The sequence below is a fragment of the Kitasatospora sp. NPDC004272 genome (genome assembly GCF_053603035.1).
This window is the reverse complement of the sequence record NZ_JBSGET010000064.1, coordinates 1-21482: the sequence shown is the minus strand read 5'-3', so window position 1 is coordinate 21482 and position 21482 is coordinate 1. Positions and strand designations below refer to the sequence as shown.

The 21482-nt window shown below is 75.4% G+C and carries 12 protein-coding genes; 8 read left to right on the top strand and 4 right to left on the bottom strand.

The genetic code is table 11. The features are described from left to right. Window positions 1-27: 27 nt before the first annotated feature. A complete protein-coding gene (locus ACWEO5_RS20605; protein WP_452163767.1) occupies window positions 28-3795 on the bottom strand; it encodes an Ig-like domain-containing protein in 3768 nt (1255 codons plus the stop codon). A gap of 106 nt (window positions 3796-3901) precedes the next feature. After that, the gene (locus tag ACWEO5_RS20600; protein WP_452163747.1) at window positions 3902-4744 is read right to left on the bottom strand and encodes a class I SAM-dependent methyltransferase; all 843 of its coding nucleotides are present in this window, start codon (window positions 4742-4744) and stop codon (window positions 3902-3904) included. 821 nt (window positions 4745-5565) lie between these two features. Here ACWEO5_RS20600 and ACWEO5_RS20595 point away from each other — a divergent pair. The 3 genes from ACWEO5_RS20595 to ACWEO5_RS20585 all read left to right on the top strand — a co-directional run bounded on the left by ACWEO5_RS20595 (window position 5566) and on the right by ACWEO5_RS20585 (window position 7565). Further along, on the top strand, window positions 5566-5853 hold the full coding sequence (locus tag ACWEO5_RS20595; RefSeq protein WP_452163746.1) for a hypothetical protein: 288 nt from the start codon (window positions 5566-5568) through the stop codon (window positions 5851-5853). A gap of 133 nt (window positions 5854-5986) precedes the next feature. Next, window positions 5987-6274 carry a hypothetical protein gene (locus tag ACWEO5_RS20590; RefSeq protein ID WP_452163745.1) on the top strand — a complete coding sequence of 96 codons (288 nt, stop codon included), beginning with the start codon at window positions 5987-5989 and terminating at the stop codon, window positions 6272-6274. A gap of 211 nt (window positions 6275-6485) precedes the next feature. After that, window positions 6486-7565, top strand: a complete 1080-nt coding sequence (locus tag ACWEO5_RS20585; RefSeq protein ID WP_452163744.1) for a hypothetical protein — start codon at window positions 6486-6488, stop codon at window positions 7563-7565. On the opposite strand, the gene ACWEO5_RS20580 is transcribed toward ACWEO5_RS20585, so the two are convergent. Further along, on the bottom strand, window positions 7538-8260 hold the full coding sequence (locus ACWEO5_RS20580) for an HAD-IA family hydrolase (RefSeq protein WP_452163743.1): 723 nt from the start codon (window positions 8258-8260) through the stop codon (window positions 7538-7540). The two genes, ACWEO5_RS20585 and ACWEO5_RS20580, sit on opposite strands and share 28 nt — an antisense overlap. Before the next feature lie 259 nt (window positions 8261-8519). Between ACWEO5_RS20580 and ACWEO5_RS20575 the strand changes: the two genes are divergently transcribed. Then, window positions 8520-9158, top strand: a complete 639-nt coding sequence (locus ACWEO5_RS20575; RefSeq protein WP_452163742.1) for a carbonic anhydrase — start codon at window positions 8520-8522, stop codon at window positions 9156-9158. Between the two features lie 94 nt (window positions 9159-9252). On the opposite strand, the gene ACWEO5_RS20570 is transcribed toward ACWEO5_RS20575, so the two are convergent. Continuing rightward, window positions 9253-12477 (bottom strand): glycosyl hydrolase 115 family protein, encoded by a 3225-nt coding sequence (locus ACWEO5_RS20570; RefSeq protein WP_452163741.1) that lies wholly within the window; start codon window positions 12475-12477, stop codon window positions 9253-9255. A 377-nt stretch (window positions 12478-12854) separates the two neighbouring features. Between ACWEO5_RS20570 and ACWEO5_RS20565 the strand changes: the two genes are divergently transcribed. From ACWEO5_RS20565 to ACWEO5_RS20550, 4 genes are all read left to right on the top strand, one after another. Beyond that, window positions 12855-17003 (top strand): tetratricopeptide repeat protein, encoded by a 4149-nt coding sequence (locus tag ACWEO5_RS20565; protein WP_452163739.1) that lies wholly within the window; start codon window positions 12855-12857, stop codon window positions 17001-17003. Window positions 17004-17223: 220 nt separating this feature from the next. Continuing rightward, complete coding sequence (locus tag ACWEO5_RS20560; RefSeq protein ID WP_452163738.1) at window positions 17224-19248, top strand: ABC transporter ATP-binding protein; 2025 nt, start codon at window positions 17224-17226, stop codon at window positions 19246-19248. A gap of 107 nt (window positions 19249-19355) precedes the next feature. Further along, window positions 19356-20696, top strand: a complete 1341-nt coding sequence (locus ACWEO5_RS20555; protein WP_452163737.1) for a GH1 family beta-glucosidase — start codon at window positions 19356-19358, stop codon at window positions 20694-20696. A 230-nt stretch (window positions 20697-20926) separates the two neighbouring features. Continuing rightward, window positions 20927-21388, top strand: coding sequence for a hypothetical protein (locus ACWEO5_RS20550; protein ID WP_452163736.1), 462 nt, complete (start codon window positions 20927-20929; stop codon window positions 21386-21388). The last annotated feature ends 94 nt before the right edge of the window (window positions 21389-21482 follow it).

Sequence of the window (21482 nt, the reverse complement as noted above, 5' to 3'; positions counted from 1 at the left end):
TGCCGTGCGGGTCGTGCCGGGCGGGTCTCAGTGCCGGTGTCGCCCGGCCCGGGTGAGGACCGCGCCCGCGAGGGCCAGCACGGCGGCGAGCAGGCCGGTCAGCAGCAGCGGGCCGCCGGAGGTGCCGGTGTGCGGGAGGCGGCCGTGCGGCTTGGGCGCGGGGGTGGGCCCGGGCGGGGGCTCCGGGGCGGGCGTCGGCGTCGGGGTCGGGGTGGGCGTCGGGGTCGGGGTGGGGGTCGGGGTCGGGGTGGGCCCGGGGTGGACCACGACGGTGACCAGGGCGCTGGCGCAGGCGGTGGGGGTGCGGGGGCTGCAGACCAGGTAGGTGAAGGAGTCGGTGCCGGTGAAGCCGGCCAGCGGGGTGTAGGTGGCCTCGGGGCCGCGGAAGGTGACGGTGCCCCGGGTGGGCGGCAGCAGGAGGCGGGGAGGTCCGGCGTCGCCGATGTCGTTGGGGGTGACGTCCAGGGTGACGGGGGTGCTCTCCTCGGTCTCGGCGAGGTCGTCGCCGGGGTTCGGCACCACGGTGACGGTGACGGCGGCCTGGGCGGCGAGCGGGCCCTCGTCGGGGAAGCCGGGGACGGCGAGCTGGTAGAGCAGGGTGTCGACGCCGGTCCAGGTGCCGTCGGGGGTGTAGCGCAGCAGGCCGTCGGGGAGCAGGACGGCCTGTCCGTGCGCGGGCGGGGTGACGATGCTGGTGACGGTGCCGAGGCCGCGGGCGCCGATGGTGCCGGTGAACAGGTCGACGGTGACGGGGACGGTCGCGGGGGTGGTGACGGCGGCGCCGCCGGCCTCGGGGCTGACGGTGATCCGCAGTCGGCCCTCCGCGCAGACGGTGGGCGCCTGCGGGCTGCAGGCCCGGTAGACGGCGGTGTCGGTGCCCGCGTAGCCGGTGGCGGGGACGTACTCGACGTGGGTGCCGTCCAGCAGGGCCGTGCCGTTCACCGGCGGGGTGGTGATGCCGAGGACGAGTCCGCTGCCGGTGGTGAGCGCGGCGAGGTCGAGGGAGACGGCCGTGCCGCTGACGGTGGCGAGCCGGCCGGGCGCGGCGAGCGGGCGGACGGTGGCGGTGACGGTGGCCTCGGCGCAGACCTGGCCGGAGCAGGCCCGGGCGGTGAAGGTGTCGGTGCCGGTGAAGCCCGCGGCGGGGGTGTAGGTGAAGGCGCCGTCGGCGGCGACGGTGACGGCGCCGTGGGCGGGGGCGGTGCCGGGGGTGAAGGCGAGCGTCCCGGCGGTGGTGACGCCGGTGAGCCGTCCGCCGATCGGCTGGTCGACGTCGCCGTCCACCGCCAGGTCGTCGGCGTGCACCGCGAGCCCGGCCTCGACGGAGACCAGTACCGTTGCGGTGCCGCACAGTTGGGTGCCGTCGGTGGTGCAGCGCCGGTACTGGAAGGTGTCCCGTCCGGTGGCGGTGGCGGTGTAGCGGACGCGCCCGTCGGGCAGCACGGTGGCGGTGCCGAGGGTGGGGGCGGTGGTGATCTCGGGCGGTCCGGCGGCGCCGGTGTCGTTGGCGGTGACGTCCAGGTCGACGGGGGTGCCGACGGTCGCGGTGGCGGCGTCGCCGACCACGTCGGGGCTGATCAGCACGGTGACCTGGGCGGTGGCGCAGCGGCCGCCGGTGTCGCAGGCGCGGAAGGTGAAGGTGTCGCGGCCGGTGGCGTCGGGGTCGGGGGTGTAGGTGAAGGCGCCGTCGGCGGCGACGGTGGCGGTGCCGCGGGTGGGGGCGGTGCCGAGGGAGAAGGCGAGCGCGGTGGGGCCGCTGGCCTCGGCCTGGCCGGTGGCGGGGCGTCCGGCGACGGTGTCGACGGTCTGCGGCTGGGCGGTCGGCGGGACGACGGGGTGGGGTTCGACGGTGATGGTGGCGTCGGCGGCGGAGCAGATCTGGGGGGCGTCGGGGCTGCACACCCGGTAGCGGAAGGTGTCGACGCCGAGGAAGCCGGGGTCCGGGGTGTAGGTGGCGGTGCCGCCGGGGCCGAGCGTGACGGTGCCGTGGGCGGGCGGGGCGGCGATGACCGGGTCGGTGGCGGCGCCGACGTCGTTGACGGTGAGCGGGACGGTGACGGCCTCGCCCTGGAAGGTGGTGGCGGAGACGTCCTGGGCGAGCGGGGCGACGGCGACGGTCGCGGTGGCGTCGGCGCACAGCGAGGGCTGCCCGTTGTCGCAGACCCGTCCGACGAAGGTGTCCAGGCCGGTCCGGCCGGGTTGCGGCTGGTAGAGGAACGTTCCGTCGGGGCGCAGTGCGACGGTGCCGCGGGCGGGTCCGGTGATCAGGGACCAGCGCAGTTCCTGGCCCTCGTCGGGGTCGGAGGCGGCCAGGGCGCCGCTGACCGGGGTGTCGACCAGGGTGTTCCAGCGCTGGTCGGCGGTGGTGGGGGGCCGGTTGGGGGGCGGGTCGGCCTGGACGGTGGTGGTGACGTTGGCGGCGGAGCTGGTGCCGTCGCTGTCGGTGGTGGCGGTCTGCGGGGTGGAGGTGGTGGCGGAGACGGTGTCGGTGAAGCTGCCGCTCGCGGGCGCGGTGCCGGTGACGGTGCGGGTGAGCACGGCGCCGGCGGGGAGGGTGCCGATGCTCCAGCGGGCGGTGCTGCCGTCGAGCTGTCCGCCGTCGGAGAGCTGGACGCCGGTCAGGGCGGGCGGGACGGCGTCGGTCAGGACGGTGTCGGCGGCGGGGGCCGGCCCGAGGTTGCGGAGGGTGAGGGTGTAGCTGACGGGGGCGCCGGGCGGGACGGTGGCGGGGCCGGTCTTGGTGGCGACCAGGTCGGCGGTGGTGGGGGCGCGGTCGGTGCAGCCGGCGGGGTGGGCGTTCGGGTCGACGGGGACGGTGGCCCGGACGGTGTTGGCGAGGGCGCCGCTCTCGGCGTCGAAGATCTGCCCGGCGGGGGCGGTGGAGTCGACCTGGATCGGGGAGGACGCCTCGTCGCCGACGAAGCTGCCCTGGGTGGAGGTGTGTCCGGTGAAGTGGTAGTCGCCGAAGCCGGTGACGGTGCCGTCGTTGCCGAACTCGGCGGCGGAGATCAGGCCGCCGACGTCCTGCCGGTAGTTGCCGCTGTTGTCGAAGCGGTGTCCGTCCATCAGCAGCAGGCCGGAGTTGGTGGCGGTGGAGCTGTTCTCCCAGTTGCCGGTGAGTTCCAGGACGCACTGGTTGGTGAGCGGGGCGCCGCTGTTGGTGAGCAGTCCGGCGGATTTCAGGGTGCCGGTGTTGGCGATGGCGCCGTTGGAGTCGATGACTCCCTCGACGGTGAGGGTGCCGCCGTTGCGCAGCCGGCTGCCCTGGTTGAGGGTCAGGTTCTGCTGGGTGACGGTGCCGTCGCTCTCCAGGACGGCGCCGTTGCCGAGGTTGAGGATGCCGTTGCCCTGGAGGGTGGCACCCTTGGCGTTGTCCAGGTAGCCGGAGCCGTTGACGTTGAAGGAGCCGTTCAGGGTGGTGGTGCCCTGGTTGAGCAGCAGGAACGTCGGCCCGACGGACAGGTAGGAGAACAGCGCGCGGCCGCCGGGGGCGACGGCGACGGTGCCGTTCGGGGTGCCGGCCCAGCCGGGGGCGAAGCGGCCGCCGGATTCGACGCAGACCAGCGCGCCGGCCGGGAAGTTGCCGAGGCCGCCGGTGAAGTCGCCGGTGACGGTGATCCGCACCACGCTGCCGGCGCTCAGGTCCAGGGTCGCGGTGCTGGGCCCGTCGATGACGGTGGCGCCGGGTGAGGCGCAGCCGCTCGGGTAGTCCTTGACGGGTTGGGCGGGCGCGGCTCCGGCGGCGGACAGGCCGAGCAGGAGCGCGAGGGCGGCGGCGAGCGGGGCGCGGAGCATGGGGGTCACCCGCGCCAGCGTAATGATCAATGTCCGATTTCAGATGATTCTCACGCTTTGACGGCGCGCCACCGCCCCGACCCGGCACCTTCCGGGCCCTCCGGGCTCACTCCTCCGGCCTGCGCCACAGCGCGGCCTCGCTGCCGGGCTGCCGCACCGAGAACCGCCCGGACGGCGAGGTCTCGCGCAGCAGGGTGCGCAACTCGCCCTCGAACAGCGGCAGTCGGGCGCCGAACAGGTGCGGCGCGGAGGAGGACAGCGACAGCACCCCGGACACCACCTCGTCCGCGTCGCGCTCCAGCGTGCGGCCGCCGGGGACGACCAGCCGCTCGGGGCCGAGCAGTCCGGCCCGGGCGTAGACCAGCGACTCACCGCCGGGGGTGCCGTCCGGCAGCAGCCCCCGGCCGGCCCGGCGGACCGGGCCGAGGTGGCGGCGGACCAGGGCGTCGATCCCGTCCCGCGGCACCGGCGGGTGCGGCAGCGGCCCGACCGGGCGGGGCTCGTCCTTCCAGTCGGACAGGTGCAGCAGCACGCCGCCGGGGCGCAGCATGCCGCGGACGGTCGCGGCGACCCGGTCCCGGTCCATCCAGTGGAAGGACTGGGCGAACGCGACGACGTCGAAGCGGCCGAGCCCGAGCGGGAGTTGCTCGGCGCGGGCGTGCACCCAGCGGGTGCGCCCGGCCAGGCCGGCCCGGTCGGCGGCCCGGGCGGCCTCGGCGACCATGCCGGCGTCCGCGTCCAGGCCGACCGTCTCGGCGAAGCGGTCGGCGAGCTCCAGCGCGAGGGTGCCGGGCCCGCAGCCGACGTCCAGCAGGCGGCCGGTGCCGTCCGGCCGCAGCACCCGGGCGAGCGCGTCGGCCAGGCCCGGCGCGTACGGGAGGCGGCCGCGGGCGTAGTGCGGGGCCGCTCCCGCGAACAGCGTGTCGTCCCACTGCCAGCCCTCGCCCATGCGCGCCTCCGCCCTCCGGTCCGTTCCGGCCGATCCTGTCACGGTTCGCCCGGTCCGCCCACCGATCCGCCGGGTAGCCCGGTGCGCCCGGTGATCCGCCCGACCACCGCACTGATCATGCTTTCTGACGATCGGTCGGTTTCGTGTACGGGGCGTCGGGATCCGGCCATCGAGCCATGACGGGAAGACATCGCCACTGCTGGAGCGGCCGCCCGAGGGGGTGGATCCGGCCACGATTGCCGACCCGTGGTCCAGACCATTGACGGTTCCCGGTGGCGGACCGAGGATCGTCGGCATCGGAACGGACCCCATCCGCACCAGGTGGCCCCTGCGCCTCCGGCGTCCCCCACGATCCGGCCAGAGCAAGGAACCCCATGCAGACCCGCACCGCCGCCGACGGCCCCCCGCACGGCGGACCCGACGTCAGCCCCCGCGCCGCCACCGGTGCGCCCGACCCTTCGAGGCGCCCGCGGCAGGAGCGCCTCCCCCACTGACCCTCCCCCACCGACCCTCTCCCGGGCTCCCTCCCGAGGCTCTCCCCGTCCGGCCACCCCGGACGGGCCCGCCGCCCCGCCCCCGCACCCGTCCGACCGGGCCGTTGCCGCCCCGTCCGACCCGTGCCGCCCGGGCCGCGCGGCGATCCGACGCGGTGCCGTCGGCCCGACACCACCGGGCCGACGGCACCCACCGGCACCGGCCGCGCCTTCGGGGCGGCGGCCCGCGGCACGGCCCCCGACGGCGGACGGGGGCCGTGCCCGCGACGGGGCACCACCCACCGGCCCCGTTCCTCCTTCCCGACCCCCACCAGCAGAGGAATCCCGATGCGCATCAGCACCGCGGCCAAGGCCGCCACCACCCTCGCCCTCGCCGGCGGACTGGCCCTCACCCTGGGCGGCTCCGCCTTCGCACTCACCGGCCCGACCAACCTGACCGGCAAGGGCTGCCCGTCCGTCTACAGCAACAGCGACGGCGGCGGCCAGTGGACCCAGACCCTGACCAAGAAGTTCATCGCCGGGAACGGCTCCCAGTACGGCACCTACAAGGTGGTCTTCCGCACCCCGGCCGGCGGCCTCTCGAACGAGGGCACCAAGGAGTACCGCTGCTACTGACCACCCTTCGGGTGACAGCGGCACGGTGACCGTTCGGCGGGGTCGACTCCCCGCCGAACGGCGACAGAGCAGGACCGAAACGGGGCGGCCCGCACCGGACCCCGCCCCGACACCACCACCACGGGGAGTTCTCATGCGCATCCGCACCGCGGCCAAGGCCGCCACCACCCTCGCCCTCGCCGGCGGACTGGCCCTCACCCTGGGCGGCGCCGCGTTCGCGGCCACCGGCCCGACCGACCTGACCGGCAAGGGCTGCCCGTCCGTGTACAACAACAGCGCCAGCGGCGGCACCTACACCCAGACGCTCACCAAGCGGTTCGTCGCCGCCAACGGCCTCGCCTACGGCGACTACAAGGTGGTCTTCCACAACTCGGCCGGCATCGTGTCGAGCGCGGGCACCAGGGAGTACCGCTGCTACTGACCGCTCCTCGGGTGACAGCGGCACGGTGCCCGGCCGGCGGCTCCAAGGCGCCGGCCGGGCACCGGCGTTCGCCACCGGCAGGCAGCCGCCGGGTGAACGGGCGGCCCCGGTCGGTCACAGCCCCGCCATACCCGTCCCCGCGTGCGGTCCGAACCGGGGGCGGGCGGGCAGGATTGCCCCACCGGGTGGAGCCGAACGGACGGGCGGGGGCATGGAGTTCACCATCAGCGGGCGGATCCGCCGGCGCGGGCTGCGGCTGATCGGCTGGTCCGCGCCCGGCGTGCTCGGCAGCGCGCTCTGGGCCGCCGCCACCGACGGCGGGGGAGCCCGCCGGGGCGCGCTGGCCCTGCTCGTCCTGTGCACGGGCCTGCTGCTGCGCGGCGTCCTCGAACTGCGCCGCCTGCGCAAGCCCTTCCGGCTCGTGCTGGACGACACCGGCGTCACCCTGCACGATGCCCGACTGCCTTGGGACGCGGTCGAGTCGATCGCGCTGCGGCACCCGCCGCGGTCCGCCGAGGACGGCGACTCCGGCCCCGCCCCGCCCCGACTGGTGCTGCGGCTCGCCCGGGGCGCGGAACTGCCCCGGGGCCGCGAGCGCGGCGCCGCCGACCCGCGCGAACACACCCTGCTCGACTGCACCGACCTCGACCAGCCGCAGTCCGAACTCGTCCGCGCACTGCGGGAGTTCGCCGGGCACCGGTTCGAGACCGCGCCCCGGCACCTGCTGCCGCCCGGCCCCCGGGACGCGCGCTCCCCCGAACTCGGCGGCACGGAGCGGGAGTTCACCGGCCGCCGGTACCCCACCGCCGTCCGGCTGGCCGTCACCGCGACCGCCGCCGCGATCTGCGCCGTCCCGCTGGCCGGTTCCGTCGCCCTCGGCCGCGCGCTGGGCTCCGCACCGCTGGCCGTGCTGGGCGTGCCGTTCGCCGCCCCGCTGTGCTGGGCGTCCGTGCGGATGGTCCGCCGCCACCTGCGCCCGCTGCGGCTGCGGATCGGCCCGGACGGCATCGGCCTGCGCGAGCCCGCCGACCCGGAGGTGTTCGCCCGCTGGTCCGAGATCGGCGCCGTCACCACCGGCCGCCTCCCGCACACCGTCGAGGCGCACCCGCACCTGGTGGTGTACGCCGCGCCCGGCAGCGTCCTGCCCTTCCCGCGCGGCTTCGTCCACCGCGGCCACCTGGGCCACGTCCTGCTGCGCCTGGACCGGTTGCCCGACCGGGGCCGCGAGCTGCCCGCCGTCCTGCGCGCCTTCGCCCCCGACCGCTACACCGACCTCACCGACCTCGGCTGACGCCCGCTACCCCGGCCGCCCGCCGGCCCGCTCGCCCCGCCCGGCCCCAGCAGCCGCGCCAGTTCCGCCCCGGCCGCCCGCAGCGAGGGCGCGCACAGCGCCGCGCCGGGCAGGGCCGCGGGCGGGTGGGAGAGGGTCAGGCCGATCACCGTGCACCCGGCCGCCGCCCCCGCCGCGACGCCCGCCGGGGCGTCCTCCACCACCAGGCAGCGCCGCGGGTCGACGCCCAGCCGGCGCGCGGCCAGCAGGTACGGCTCGGGGTGCGGCTTGGCCTCCCGCACGTCGTCCCCGTACACCTGCACGGCGGGCAGCGGTAGCCCGGCCAGCGCGAACCTGCGGCGCACCGGGTCGCGGACGCCCGAGGTGACCAGGGCCCAGCCGCCCGGGCGCAGCGCCGTCAGCAGTTCGGCGGCGCCGTCCGCCGCGGGGAAGGCGGCGTCGCCCTCGCGGTGCATCAGCCCGGTCAGGACGCGGCGCTCGGCGGCCGGGTCGAGGGCGGGGGCGACCTCGCGGACGGTGTCCTCGGGGCGGCGGCCGAAGGTGTGCCGCCAGACGTGCTCGGCGTCCAGGGCGCGCAGTGCGGCCCAGGCCGTCCAGATCCGGCGGTAGGCGGGCAGCGAGTCCAGCAGCACCCCGTCCACGTCGAACAGCACCGCGTCGAACGGCGCCGACCGCCCGTCGTGCGTCGCACCCACCGCGCCCCCCGTTCCGGCCCGCCGCTCCCCGGCGGCACCCGTCGGTCAGGGCCGGTCAACACCGGTCCGCGACCGGCCCCGGACCGATGGTATTCGCACCAGCCGTCCGGTGCGGATGCGATTATCGCCGTCGCAACCCCGATATCCGGACGATTCCGAACGCTATGCACCGTTTGATCATGGCTTGCTCCCGGTGTCGGAACGTCCAGGAGGTGGCCCGGACGCGACCTGCGGCGGGCGGGGGACGTAGTCTGCGGGCATGACTGACGCCGAGAACCTCACTCCCCAGGCCGCCTTCGAGATGCTGTTGGCGGGCAACGGCAGGTTCGTCGCCGGTTCCCCGCGCCACCCGAACCAGGACGCCGCCCGCCGCGCCCAGACCGCCCCCTCCCAAGCCCCGTTCGCGGTGCTGTTCGGCTGCTCCGACTCCCGGCTCGCCGCCGAGATCATCTTCGATCAGGGCCTCGGCGACCTGTTCGTGGTCCGCACCGCCGGCCACGTGCTCGGCCCCGAGGTGCTCGGCAGCATCGAGTACGGCGTGAGCGTGCTGGGCACCCCGCTGGTGATCGTCCTGGGCCACGACTCCTGCGGCGCCGTCGGCGCCACCCGGGAGGCCGTCGCGGCCGGCGCCAGCGGCGAGGGCTTCGTCCGCGACGTGATCGAGCGGGTCACCCCGAGCGTGCTGGCCGCCAACGCCGCCGGCTACACCGACAACTCCGACTTCATCGACGAGCACATACGGCACACCGTCTCCCTGCTGCTCGACCGCTCCCAGGCCCTCGCCGCCGCGGTCGCCGCGGGCACCACCGCCGTCGTCGGCCTCTCCTACCGCCTCGTCGACGGCACCGCCCACCTGGTCACCACCCGCGGCCTCGACGTCCCCGCCGCCGCTGCCTGACCCGACACCGCCGACCACCCGCGAACGCCCGGCCGGATCCCTCCGGCCGGGCGTTCCGTGCGTCCGGCGGGCCGCGGGCCCGCTCGGCGCGGCGTCAGTCGGCGCGGTGGCTCTCCGGCGGGCCCAGCAGGCTGGGGCGCAGGCCGCCGGTGTCGATGACCAGGCGCTGGAGGACGACGGTGGGGTCGACCATCCAGAAGGTGAGGCGGTGCGGGCCGGGGGTGGTGAGGGTGTGGACGGTGGGGCTGCGGCGGACGTTGTCGGAGGTGCCCAGGGCCCACTGGACGTTCATGGTGCCGGAGTCGGCGCCGCTCTGGGCCACGGTCTCGACGGTCTGCGGGGGCTGGTCGTCGAAGGAGACGGCGTAGGCCGGGCCGCCGGTGGCGAGGGCGTCGTTGCGCGGGGAGAGGTGGGCCCAGACGGTGACCGGTCCGGTGGTGAACAGGGTCACCCGGTACTCCAGGCGCGGGCCGGTGCCGCCGGGGGTCCGCCGGGGCGCGGTGACGGGGACGGGGGTCATGCCGCCGGTGGTGCGGCCGATGCCGGGGATCAGCCGCCAGGAGACGCCGTCCGCCGCGACGGCCCGGGTGTGGTGCTCGGCGTCGATGGCGACGTAGCCGTTGGCCTCGACGTGGCCCACCAGGAGGTTCTTCGAAACTTTCGGACGGTTGACCACGGCCTTGACGACGACCCGGGCGCCGTCCGGCCCGCTGACGGTGACGGGCAGCTCGGTCCTGCCGTACGGGGCCCGGTTCCAGTCGACGGTGAGGACGACCCGCTGCTGCTTGTCGATCCGGCCGGCGGGGCGGTCCGCGGTGAGCCAGGGCGCGCCGGTGGTGATCCGGTAGTCGAAGGGCCGGCTGCCGCGGTTGAACACCTCGACGTACTGCGCGGGTTGGCTCTGGTAGGGGCTGAACTCGGGCAGCACGGCCGGGGCTTGCTCGTGCGGCCACCAGGCGGCGGAGCCGTCGATCGCGACGCCCAGTTCGGCGGTGTCGGGCAGTTCGATCCGGGCGACGGCCGGGAACAGCACGTCGGGCAGGGCGACGTTGTCCCGTTCGGGCTGCTGCCAGGGCGCGTTGGGGCCGTACCGGTCGACGTCGCCGTAGTCGATGTGCGGCTGGGTCTGGAAGCCGTTCCACTTGCCGCCCGCGACCCGGGTGTTGAAGCGTTCGGCGAGCGCGAAGTCGTCGGCGAGCCGGGCCTCGGCGGTGGTGGCCAGCTCGTTGGTCAGCGCCCGGCCCTGCGGCGCGTAGTGCAGGTTGGTGAACTGGGCGGCGCGCAGCGCGTACAGGTTGGCGGTGGCGGCGACCTCGTAGCCGACGAGTTCGTACCAGGCGTCCTGGGCGGAGGCGGGCAGCCGGCGCCCGATCCGTTCGGCGGTGGCGGCGAGGTCCTGCCAGCGGGCGGTGACGGTCTCCAGTTCGCGGTAGTCGGTGAGCGAGAAGGGCGTGGCCCGGTCGTCGTAGCCGATCGCGGACGGGTCGGTGGCCGGGTTCTTGGCCGGGTCGACGGTGATCTTGCGGTTGAGCAGCTCGGGCTTGCGGACCGACTGCAACTGGCCGTAGGTGGACAGCACTTCGGCGATCTGCCGGGCCTGGGCCTCGCCGAAGTGCAGCCGGGCGTAGCCGGTCTCCCACTCGGTCAGCCGCTCCAGCGGCCAGCGCTCGGGCTGCCAGGCGTAGTCGAGGAAGAACTGGGTTGGCAGTTCGTTGCCCTTGAGGTCGCCGACGTTGGTCACCCAGAGCGTGCGGTTGCCGTGCGCGTGGCACTGGTCGAGCTGCTCCCACATGTTGGGCAGGCAGGTGGTGTCCACCCACTTGTAGTTGCGGCCGACGCCGACGTAGTCGAAGTGGTAGTAGAGGCCGTAGCCGCCGCTGCGGGCCCCCTCGGCGGGGTCGGGGAGCTTGCGGACGTTGCCCCAGTTGTCGTCGGTGAGCACCACGGTGACGTCCTCGGGCACCCGCAGCCCGCGGTCCCAGTAGCGCTGGACCTCCTTGTAGAGCGTCCAGACCTGCGGGACGGCGGCCGGGTCGCGGCCGGTGACCTCGGCGAGGATCTTCCGCTGGGCGGCGATGATCTCCGTCATCAGCTCGATGCCGTCGCCGTCGGGCAGCCCGACGTCGCCGTTGCCGCGCATGCCCAGGGTGACCACGCCCTCGAAGCCCTGCTCGGTCATCCGCCGCACGCCGTCCGCCCAGTACGCCTTCACCGCTTCGGCGTTTCGGCGGAACGACCACTCGCCGGTGCCGCCGTACGGGTCGTGGCCGGGGGTGGTGACGTTGCCCGCGGCGTCGCGGACGGCGGGGGTGGCGTGCCGGTTCCACTCCTCGATGCCGCGCATCATCGGGGCCTCGTGCGAGGTGCCCATCACGATGCCGTAGGCGGTCGCGGTGGCGTGGTTGAGCGGGTCGTCCTCGGCGAAGGCGCGGCCCCAGACGGCGGGCCACAGGTAGTTGGCGCGCAGCCGCAGCAGCAGTTCGAAGACCTTGGCGTAGAAGTCGGCGTTGAAGCCGCCGGGGAAGCCGGGCGCCTTGCCGGGGCCGAAGAAGGCGGGCGCCCAGGTGCCGAGCGCCGGGTTCTCGTCGTTGACGAACACGCCCCGGTACTTCACCGCCGGGGTGCCCTGGGTGTGCCGCCCGGGCAGCGCGTACACCGCGTCGCGGTGCTGCGGGACGACGTCGTCCCACCAGTACCAGGGCGAGACGCCCATGCCGCGGGAGGCGTCGTAGGCGCCGTAGATCGTGCCGCGCTGGTCGCTGCCGGCGATCACCAGGGCGCGGTCGACGCCGGGCAGCGGGTGCTCGACGACGGCCTGCAGCGAGGTCTCCCAGCGGCCGGCGATGCCGCTGGTGTCGAGCCGTCCGGCGGCGACCAGGCCGTCGATCAGCGGGCTGCGGCCGATGGTGCCGACGATCACCGCGGTGCGGCCGCGCGGGACGCTGTCGCGGACGACGGCGGGGCGGACGCCGGTGACGCGCTCCAGGTCGGCCGCGAGGTCGCCGACCACGCGCAGCACGCCGGGGTGGTCCGCGCCGCTGACCACCAGCGGGGCGGCGCGGCCGTCCTCGACCAGCGGGAGGCAGCCGGCGCTCGGGGTGAAGGAGATCCAGCTGCCCGGATCGGTCGGCCGGGCACCGCCGTTGCCGTTGCCATTGCCGTTGCCGTTGCCGTTGGCGTCCTCGCCGCCCGCGGCGGCCCAGGCTTCGGCGCTCAGGCCGAGGGCCCCGCCCAGCGGGGTGGCGGCGAGGCCCAGGCCCAGGCCCAGCCCGAGGGCGGCCCGGCGTCCGGTGGTGAACTGCGGTGCTGGTCGGTGCATGGCGGCTCTCCCGACGGCAGGGGTTACGAAAATTTCGAAACCGGTTCTTTATGTTTCGGAGCCACCTTTGGGCACTTCCCGGCCCGGGTCAACCCCCCTGCACCGGGAATCTGCGGGGCCGCGGACGGCAGGACGCCGGCGGCCGCCGGGCCCTCGACACGCTGACGGACCGTCAATTTCCTTGCCGCACAATCCCGTCGACCCGCCCGGTAACTCCCCGGTCGCGTGACGGTCCCGGTACGGCATCGGATCCCGCCTCCGCCGGCCCGGTGCAGTACAACTTCCATGACCGGCGGGCATCGTGACGCGGCGCCACCCGGGTGGCCGCCCGGGGAGGCGGCGCCCGGACCGGTCACGTTTCGCAAGGGGGGCATCTGGTGGAACGTACGCGTGTCGTGGCGGTGCGGGGCCCGCACGGACTGGGGTCGGGGTACGTGGTCGCGCCACGGCTGGTACTGACGTCGGCGCACGTCGTCCCGGCGCTCGGGGCGCCCGTACGGCTGTTCAGGCCCGGCCGGGCGCCGGTCTTCGACGCGGTGGTGGTCTGGCGGGGGAAACCCGGCGGGCGGAACGACGCGGCCCTGCTGCGCGTCGACGACCCGACCTGGGAGCCGGTCGCCGGACCGCCGGTGCGCTGGGGCCGCACGGTGACCTACACGACCGGCGTGAAGTGCGAGAGCTGGGGCGTGCCCAACGTGGTGCAGCGGCCCGACCGGGCCGTGGACGCGTTCCACCCGTCCGGCACGCTCAACCCCGGGGACCGGTTCGTCGGGAACCGCTACGTGATGATCTTCCAGGAGCCCGCGCCGGTCCCGATCGGTGCCTCCGCCTCGCCGCTGGGCGGCATGTCGGGCGCGGCGCTGTTCTGCGACGGCCTGCTGGCCGGCGTCGTGGCCTCCGACCCGGCCGGCTTCTCGCACTCCCGGCTGGAGGCCGTCCCGGCGTACGTCCTCCACCGCGATCCGGAGTTCCGGGCCGTCCTGGCGGAGCACTGCGGACCCGGTGCGGACGTCCTGGAACCGGTCGAGTGGCAGCACCTCGCCGACCCCGGCGAAGTCACCCGGCCCGGCGGTCCGCTCACCTCACCGGCTGCCCTCCTGCGGGCCCGCCGCCAGGTGGTTCCCTTCCGCGGGCGCGGCGAGCTGCTGGACCGGCTCACCGCCTGGTGCGAACGGCCCGGGTTCGGGGCCTGGCTCGTCCACGGGTCCGGCGGCCAGGGCAAGACCCGCCTGGCCCAGCAGTTGGCGGTCGGCCTGGACTCCCGTCGGTGGTCGGCCCTCTGGCTGCGGACCGACACCGGGGCCGAGCCGCTGAGCGCGCTGAAGGACTCGGCGGGCGACCTGCTGGTGATCGTCGACTACGCCGAGACGCGCGAACCCCAGCTGACCGCGCTGCTGGACGCGGCCGCCCGGCACTCGGGGGAGAGCCGCTTCAAGGTGCTGATGCTCGCGCGCACGGCCGGGGACTGGTGGCGGAAGGCGAGGAGGTCCACCCCGGCGACCGAGGAGCTGCTGGACGGCGCCGGTGTCACCGAACTCCCGCAGTTGGAGCCGGATCCCGCCGGACAGGCGCGGGCGTACGGGCTGGCCGTCAACGCCTTCGCCGCCGCCCTGCCCCGGCTGCACGGGCAACAGGGGCTTCCCTGGGGCGAGTTGGCGAAGGAGCTCACCCGTCCTGCCGCGGGACGGACGGGCCTGGAGAACGCGCTGACCCTCCACATGACGGCCCTGGTCGACCTCCTCGACGCCGCCGAGCGCGCCTCCACCGGCTCGCCGCAGCCCGACCGGCCCGTGGAGGACCGGCCCGTGGACGACCGGCCCGTGGAGGACCGGCTCCTCGGCCACGAGGAGCGCTACTGGCAGCGGGCCGCCGAGGTGCAGGAGCTGTCGTCGAAGGCGCGGACCCGGGACGACGTCATGGTCGCCGCCTTCCTCTGCGGCGCCGAGGACGACCGGCAGGCGGACTCCCTGCTGAAACGGGTTCCGGCGCTGGCCGGCCAGCCCGCCGACGAGCTCCTCGCCGTGCGCAGCTGGATCGGGAGCCTCTACCCCTCGGCCGGTGGTCGCCCCTGGGACAGCCTCCAGCCGGACCGGCTCGCGGAGCGGTTCATCGGTCGACGCCTCGCGGACGACCCCGAGCTGGCCCACGCACTGGTCGAGGGCGCCACCGAGGCGCAGGCCGCCCAACTCCTGACCGTCTACTCCCGGGCCGCCGCCCACCGGGTCTTCGACCACCGGCTCGGGGAGTCGCTGACCGAGCTGTGCGTCCGGCACCGCACGGTCCTCGCCCGGACGGCCGTCGACACCGTCACCCGGGTCGAGTCCCCGCTCCCCCTGCTCGCCGCCCTCCGCCGGATCAGCGACGACCCCTCGGTCCCGCTCGCCGAACTGGAGCGGCTCTCCGCGTGCCTCCCGGAGACCAGCGAGAACCTGGCCGACTGGCCCCTGCTCCTCTGCCGGCGCCTCGTGGACGAATACCGCGGGGCCGCCCCGGACGATCCCGACGCCACCGTCGGGCTCGCCGGGAACCTGAACAACCTCGCCCTCCGGCTGGCCGAGTCGGGGCAGGAGGAACAGGCCCTGGCCGCCGCCAACGAGGCCGCCGCACTTCTGCGCGGCCTGGACGCGCAGCGGCTGGTGCGGCACCTCCCCGCGCTGGCCATGACCCTCGGCACCCTCTCGTCGCGCCTGAGCGCCCTGGGGCAGGCCGAGGAGGCGCTGTCGGCGATCGAAGAGGCCCTGTGGATGCGCCGCCTGCTGGCCGCCCGGCTCCCCGCGCACTTCCGCTCCGCCCTGGCCGGGGCCCTAACCACCCTGGGCGACTGCCTCGCGGGGGTGGGCCGGCACCAGGAGGCACTGGCCGCGACCGCCGAGGCCGTGGAGATCGAGCGCGATCTCCTCGCCCGGGGCACCCAGAGCTCCCCGGACGCCCAGGACTCCCCGAACGCCCAGGACTCCCCGGGCTCCCAGGGCTCCGACCTCGCCACCAGTCTGAGCCGTCACGCCTCGGCGCTGGCAGCGGTCGGACGGTCCGGGGAGGCGTTGGCCGCGGCTCGTGAGGTCGTGGACCTCACCCGCGCGCTCGCGGCCGACCGGCCCGACGCCCACCTCCCCCACCTGGCCGGGGTCCTGGCCAACCTCGCCATCCAGCTGCGGGCGGTCGGAGAGCACCGGGAGACGCTCGCCGCCGTCACGGAATCCGTCGCGCTGTGGCGCCAGGTCGCCGCGGCGCGTCCCGACGCGCACCTCCCCGATCTGGCGGGCAGCCTGAACACCCTGAGCCTCGAACTGGCCGAGGCGGGAGAGCCGGCCGAGGCCCTGGCCACCGCCCGGGAGGCCGTCGACATCAGCCGGCGGCTGGCCGACGTCCAGCCGGCCGTCCACACCCGGCTCCTCGCCGGCAGCCTGATCAACCTCTCGATCCACCTGGCGGGACGGCCGGACGAGGAACTCGCGGCCGCCGCCGAAGCCGTGCGGCTCTGGCGGCAGTTGGCCGCCACCCGCCCCGAGGAGTGCCTCCCGGACCTGGCCATGAGCCTGGACCGCCTGTTCCGCGCGCTGCAGGGGGCCGGCCGGATCGACGAGGCGCTGGCGCCCGGCCGGGAGAAGGTCGCCATCTACCGCGAACTCGCCGCCGCCCGCCCGTACCTCTTCCAGCACGACCTGGCGCTGAGCCTCATCGACTTCTGCACCTGTTCCCAGATGCTGGGGGAGGCCGTCCGGGTGCTGCCCGAACTCCGGGAAGCGGTGGGGCTCTTCAGGGTCCTGGCCGCCGCGGATCCGGAGTCCTACCTCAAGCGCCTCGCGCCGAGCCTGTACCAGCTCACGACCGTTCTGCAGGAGGCGGGGCACCGGGACGAGGCCGCGCGCGCCTTCCAGGAGTCGGTGGACATCCGCCGGACGCTGGCCGCGACCGACCCCGACGAGAACCTCCCCCTGCTGGCGAAGAGCCTGGACGTCCTCGCCGAGTGGTCCAGCGATTCCGGACGGGCCGCGGACGGGCTGGCCGCCGCCCGGGAAGCCCTCGAACTGTGGCGCCGGTTGGTCGCCGCGGACCCGTCCGCGGAGAACCTGGCCAATCTCGCCCTGAGCCTCGACAACCTCTCCGAGCTCTCTGCCAGGAACGGACAACCGGAACAGGCCGTCCGGTCGGCCCTCGAAGCCGTCGACATCCACTGCGAGCTGGCCGGAGCGGGCCTTCCCCGCCCCATCCTCCACCGCCTGGCAGCCCGACTGGTCGACTGGATCAACGAGTTGCGACCGGTGGAAGGAGCCGAGGAACTGGAACTGGAACTGAACGGAGCCGCGGTCAGGATCCTCCGCGACCTGAGCGCGATGCGGTTCACCGAGTACGCGCACCACCTGTCCACGCACCTGGTGCTCCTCTCCCTCCACCTGAGCGAAGCGGAGGAGGAGAGCCGGGCACAGGCGGCCGCCCGCGAGGCCGTCACCGTCCTGCGGCGGCTGGCCGCCGTCGGCCTCCCGGACGATCACCTGCTCACCATCGCGGAGGCCCTGCTCGCCTGACCCGGAAGCGGTGGGCGAACCCGGCGAACCCGGCGGGGGTCGGCCGGCCCGGCGGGGGTCGGCCGGCCCCGGCCCGTCCACCGCCTCGGCGCCACCCGCTGACACCGCCCTGACGTCCCGCAGTCGCCCGTCCCGGCTCGCCGCTCCCCCGTGCGTCCCGGCTCGCCGCTCCCCCGTGCGCCCCGGCTCCGCCCCGATCCTCCGACGCGAAAGGGTGTCCATGACGCGAAGGACCAAGCCCGCGGATCCGGACCCGCCGGTCTCCGACAGCGAGCGGCTGCTGTTCGGCGGGCCGATGCGGTACAGCTACGGCTGGGCCCGGCACGAACTCGCCGCCGGGAAGCTCTCGTTCCTCGCGGTGGCCCGGCAGATCCCGCGGTTCCTGCTGCTGGCCGGGCGGATGGCCTGGACGGCCGGTCCGCGGGCGCTGCTCGTACTGGTCGTCTCCGAGGTGCTGCGCGGAGTCGCGGCGGCGGCCTCGCTGGTCGCGGTGAACCGGGTGCTGGCCGCGCTGCTGGCGCCGGGCGACGTCGAACGGGTGATGCGGGCGGCGGCGCCCGCGGTGGTGGTGGCCGGGGCGCTGGCCGCCGCCTCGGCGCTGCTGCAGGCGCTGTCGACCTGGGCGGCCGGGCGGCTGGAGCCCGCCGTGTTCCGGCTGGCCACGCTGGAGTTCCTGGAGGTGGTCAGCCGCTCCGAGCTGGCGGCGATCGAGGACCCGGAGTTCCTGGAGGTGGTCGACAGCGCCCGCTGGGGCGCGAGGTCGCTGCAGAACATCATCGGGCAGGCCACCGCCGTGCTGACCGGCGCGCTCTCCCTGCTCTCGGTCGCCGGGGTGCTGTCCGTGCTGAACCCGCTGCTGCTGGCCATGCTGGTGCTGATCACCGCGCCGCGCGGCTGGGGCGCGGTGGTCACCGCCCGCCGCCAGTACACCTCCACCCGGGCGATGCTCCAGCACAACCGGGCCAGCACCGCCATCGCCGACCTGCTGATCCACCCCTACTCCGCGGCCGAGCAGCGCGTCCACGCCGCCGGCCCGTTCCTGCTGCACCACTACGCCCTGATGTCCCAGGCCGCCGAACGCGAACAGAACCGCCTCGCCCGCGCCCGGGCCGTCACCGACACGCTCACCGCCACCCTGGCCGGCCTCGCCACCGCGGGCGCCTTCGCCCTGCTCGGCTGGCTCGTCCTGGACCACGCCGTCCCGCTCGCCGCCGCGTTCACCGCCGTCCTGGCGATCCGCACCGGCGCCGCCGGCATCGCGGGCCTGGTCGAACGGGTCAACTCGCTGTACGAGGAGTCGCTGTTCGTCCGCGACCTCGACCGGCTGCGCACCGAGGGCCACCGCCGCGCCGTCCCCACCGGCGGCACCCCGCTGCCCGAACGCCCGAAGACCATCACCGTCGAGGACGTCACCTTCACCTACCCCGGCAAACCGACCCCCGCCCTGGAGCGGGTCAGCCTCACCATCCCCTGCGGGCAGGTCACCGCCCTGGTCGGCGCCAACGGCTCCGGCAAGTCGACGCTGGCCCACCTGCTGTGCGGGGTCTACCGGCCGCAGACCGGCCGGATCCGCTGGGACGCCGTCGACACCGCCGGTGCCGACCGGCACCAGCAGTTCCGCTCCACCGTGCTGCTCGACCAGACCTACCAGCGCTGGCCCTTCACCCTGGAGGCCAACCTGCTCCTCGGCCGCCCCGAAGTCCCGGTCGAACAGCAGCAGTTGGACGCCTCCGCCGGCTACGCGGACCTGCAGCGCGTCCTGGACGGCCTCCCCCGGGGCTGGCACACCCTGCTGGCCCGGGGCTTCGAGGGCGGGGTGAACCTCTCCGGCGGCCAGTGGCAGACCATCGCGCTCGCCCGCACCCACCTGCGGCTGGCCACCCCCGACGCCGACGGCCGCCGCCCGGCCCTGGTCGTCGTCGACGAACCGACCTCCGCCCTCGACCCGGCCGCCGAGGTCGCCGCGTTCGAACAGATCCGCCGCCTGCGCGACCTCGGCGCCACCGTCATCCTGATCACCCACCGCCTCGCCGCCACCGCCAAGGCCGACCACATCGCCGTCCTCGACCACGGCCGCCTGGTCGAACAGGGCACCCACGCCGAGCTGATGGCCGGCGACACCCGCTACGGCCGGATGTACCGGGTCCAGGCCCGGCAGTACGACACCGCCCCGGACGCCGCCCCGGATACCGCTCCGGACACCGGACGGGTCCCCGGCCGGTCCCGCCCGGCCACCGCCGGCTGACGCCGCACCCTGGGACCGCACCCCGGCACCGTGCCGGGGCCTGGCGCCGGGCGGCCGGACTCCCTAATGTGAGCAGTCCTCATATTGCCGAGCGCAAGGGGGCCGCCATGACGGACCGCCACGATCTGCCCGCCGGGTTCCGCTGGGGGGTGTCCACCGCCGCCTACCAGATCGAGGGCGCGGTGGACGAGGACGGCCGGGGGCGCTCGGTCTGGGACGCGTTCTGCGAGCGGCCCGGGGCGGTGCGGAACGGGGAGAGCGGGCGGGTCGCCTGCGACCACTACCGCCGGTGGCCGCAGGACGTGGAGCTGATGCGGGAACTGGGCGTGGACGGGTACCGGTTCTCGATCGCCTGGCCCCGCGTCCGCCCGACCGGCCGCGGACCCGTGAACGCCGCCGGACTGGACTTCTACGACCGGCTCGTCGACGGCCTGCTGGACGCGGGCATCACCCCGCTGCCCACCCTCTTCCACTGGGACCTGCCGCAGGCCCTCGAAGACACCGGCGGCTGGCTCCGCCGGGAGACCGCCTTCCGGTTCGCCGAGTACGCGAGCACCGTCGCCGACCGGCTGGGCGACCGGGTGCCGGCCTGGATCACCCTGAACGAGCCGTTCGTCCACATGGTGTACGGCTACGCGCTCGGCATCCACGCCCCCGGCCGCGCGCTGATGCTGGACGCCCTGCCCGCCGCCCACCACCAGCTCCTCGCCCACGGCCTGGCCGCCGCCGACCTGCGCGGCCGCGGCCTCGACGTCCTGATCGCCAACAACCTGACCCCGGTGCGGCCGGCGAGCGACGCCCCCGAGGACCGGGCCGCGGCCGAGGCGTACGACGCGCTGCACAACCGGCTGTTCACCGACCCCCTGCTGCTGGGCCGCTACCCCGACCTGTCCGCGTACGGGGTCGGGCCGGACCTGTGCGGCGCGGTCCGGGACGGCGACCTCGACCTGGTCGCCGGCCCCGGCCTGAGCGGACTGGGCGTCAACTACTACAACCCCACCCGGATCGCCGCCCCCACCGGGCCCGGCCTCCCCTTCGCCGAGGCCCCCGTCGAGGGCGTCCCCCGCACCCACTTCGGCTGGCCCGTCGTCCCGGAGGGGCTGCGCGAACTGCTGCTGACCCTCCGCGAGCGCTACGGCGACGCCCTCCCCCCGGTCACCGTCACCGAGAACGGCTGCTCCACCGACGACTCCCTCGACGACGCCTTCCGCACCGACTACCTCGCCGGCCACCTCGACGCCCTCGCCCGCGCCACCGCCGACGGCATCGACGTCCGCGGCTACTACACCTGGTCCCTGCTGGACAACTTCGAGTGGGCGGAGGGGTTCGGCGAGCGCTTCGGCCTCGTCCACGTCGACTTCGCGACGCAGCAGCGCACCCCGAAGACCTCGTTCGCCTGGTACCGGGACCTGATAGCGGCGCACCGAGCGAAGTCCGCGGCCCGGTGACCGGGGCGCTGACCCCACCTCCACCCCGCGCCGCCCGGCCCGCCGCCCCGCCCGCCGACCGGCCCGCCGACCCGCCCGCCGTTCGGGCTGCCGTTCGGGCCCTGCGGCCGGGACCGTTCGGCCCTTCCCCGCGTCCGGGGCGGGTGTGGACAGTGACCCCAGGTCAGCGATGTGTCCGGCCCGCGCGGCGGGCCGATCGGGTGGGCGCGGGCGCCCAGGAAGGCCGTGCGATGGAATCCGACGAGGTCATGCTGGCTGTCCGGCTCACCACCGCGGAGCGGACGCTGCTGCGCCGACTGGCGCGCGGCCACCGCGGCGACGTGTCCGAGGTGGTCGCGGACGCGCTGCTGGACGTGCTGCCCGCCCTGCTCGCCCAGGACCCGCCCCGGGGCGCCGAGCAGCCGGGCCGGTTCGCCCCGTGCGCGGTGACGGTCTGGCTGCCGCCGGAGCTCGCCGAGCTGCTCCCCGCGCTGGCCGTCCGCCTGGCGCCGCCCCAGTACCCGGACCGGCCGCCCACGCCCTGCGCCGCGCTGGGCACCGCCCTGCGGCTGTGGCTGCGGCAGGACCCGGCCCGCCTGGCCGCCGGCCTGCACGCCCTGCACGGCGGCGCCGACCACTCGCACGCCTACCCGCACGGGTACCCGTACGCCCGTCCGCACGAGCACTCGCACGCCCGTCCGCTCGCCGCCTGAGAAAGTGTGGGGTAATTGATCAACTGCGTGGCGTGATCCAGTGGCTGTGATCTTCGCGGTCGGGTGTCCGCGAAGATCGCCGCCATGTGCGTCT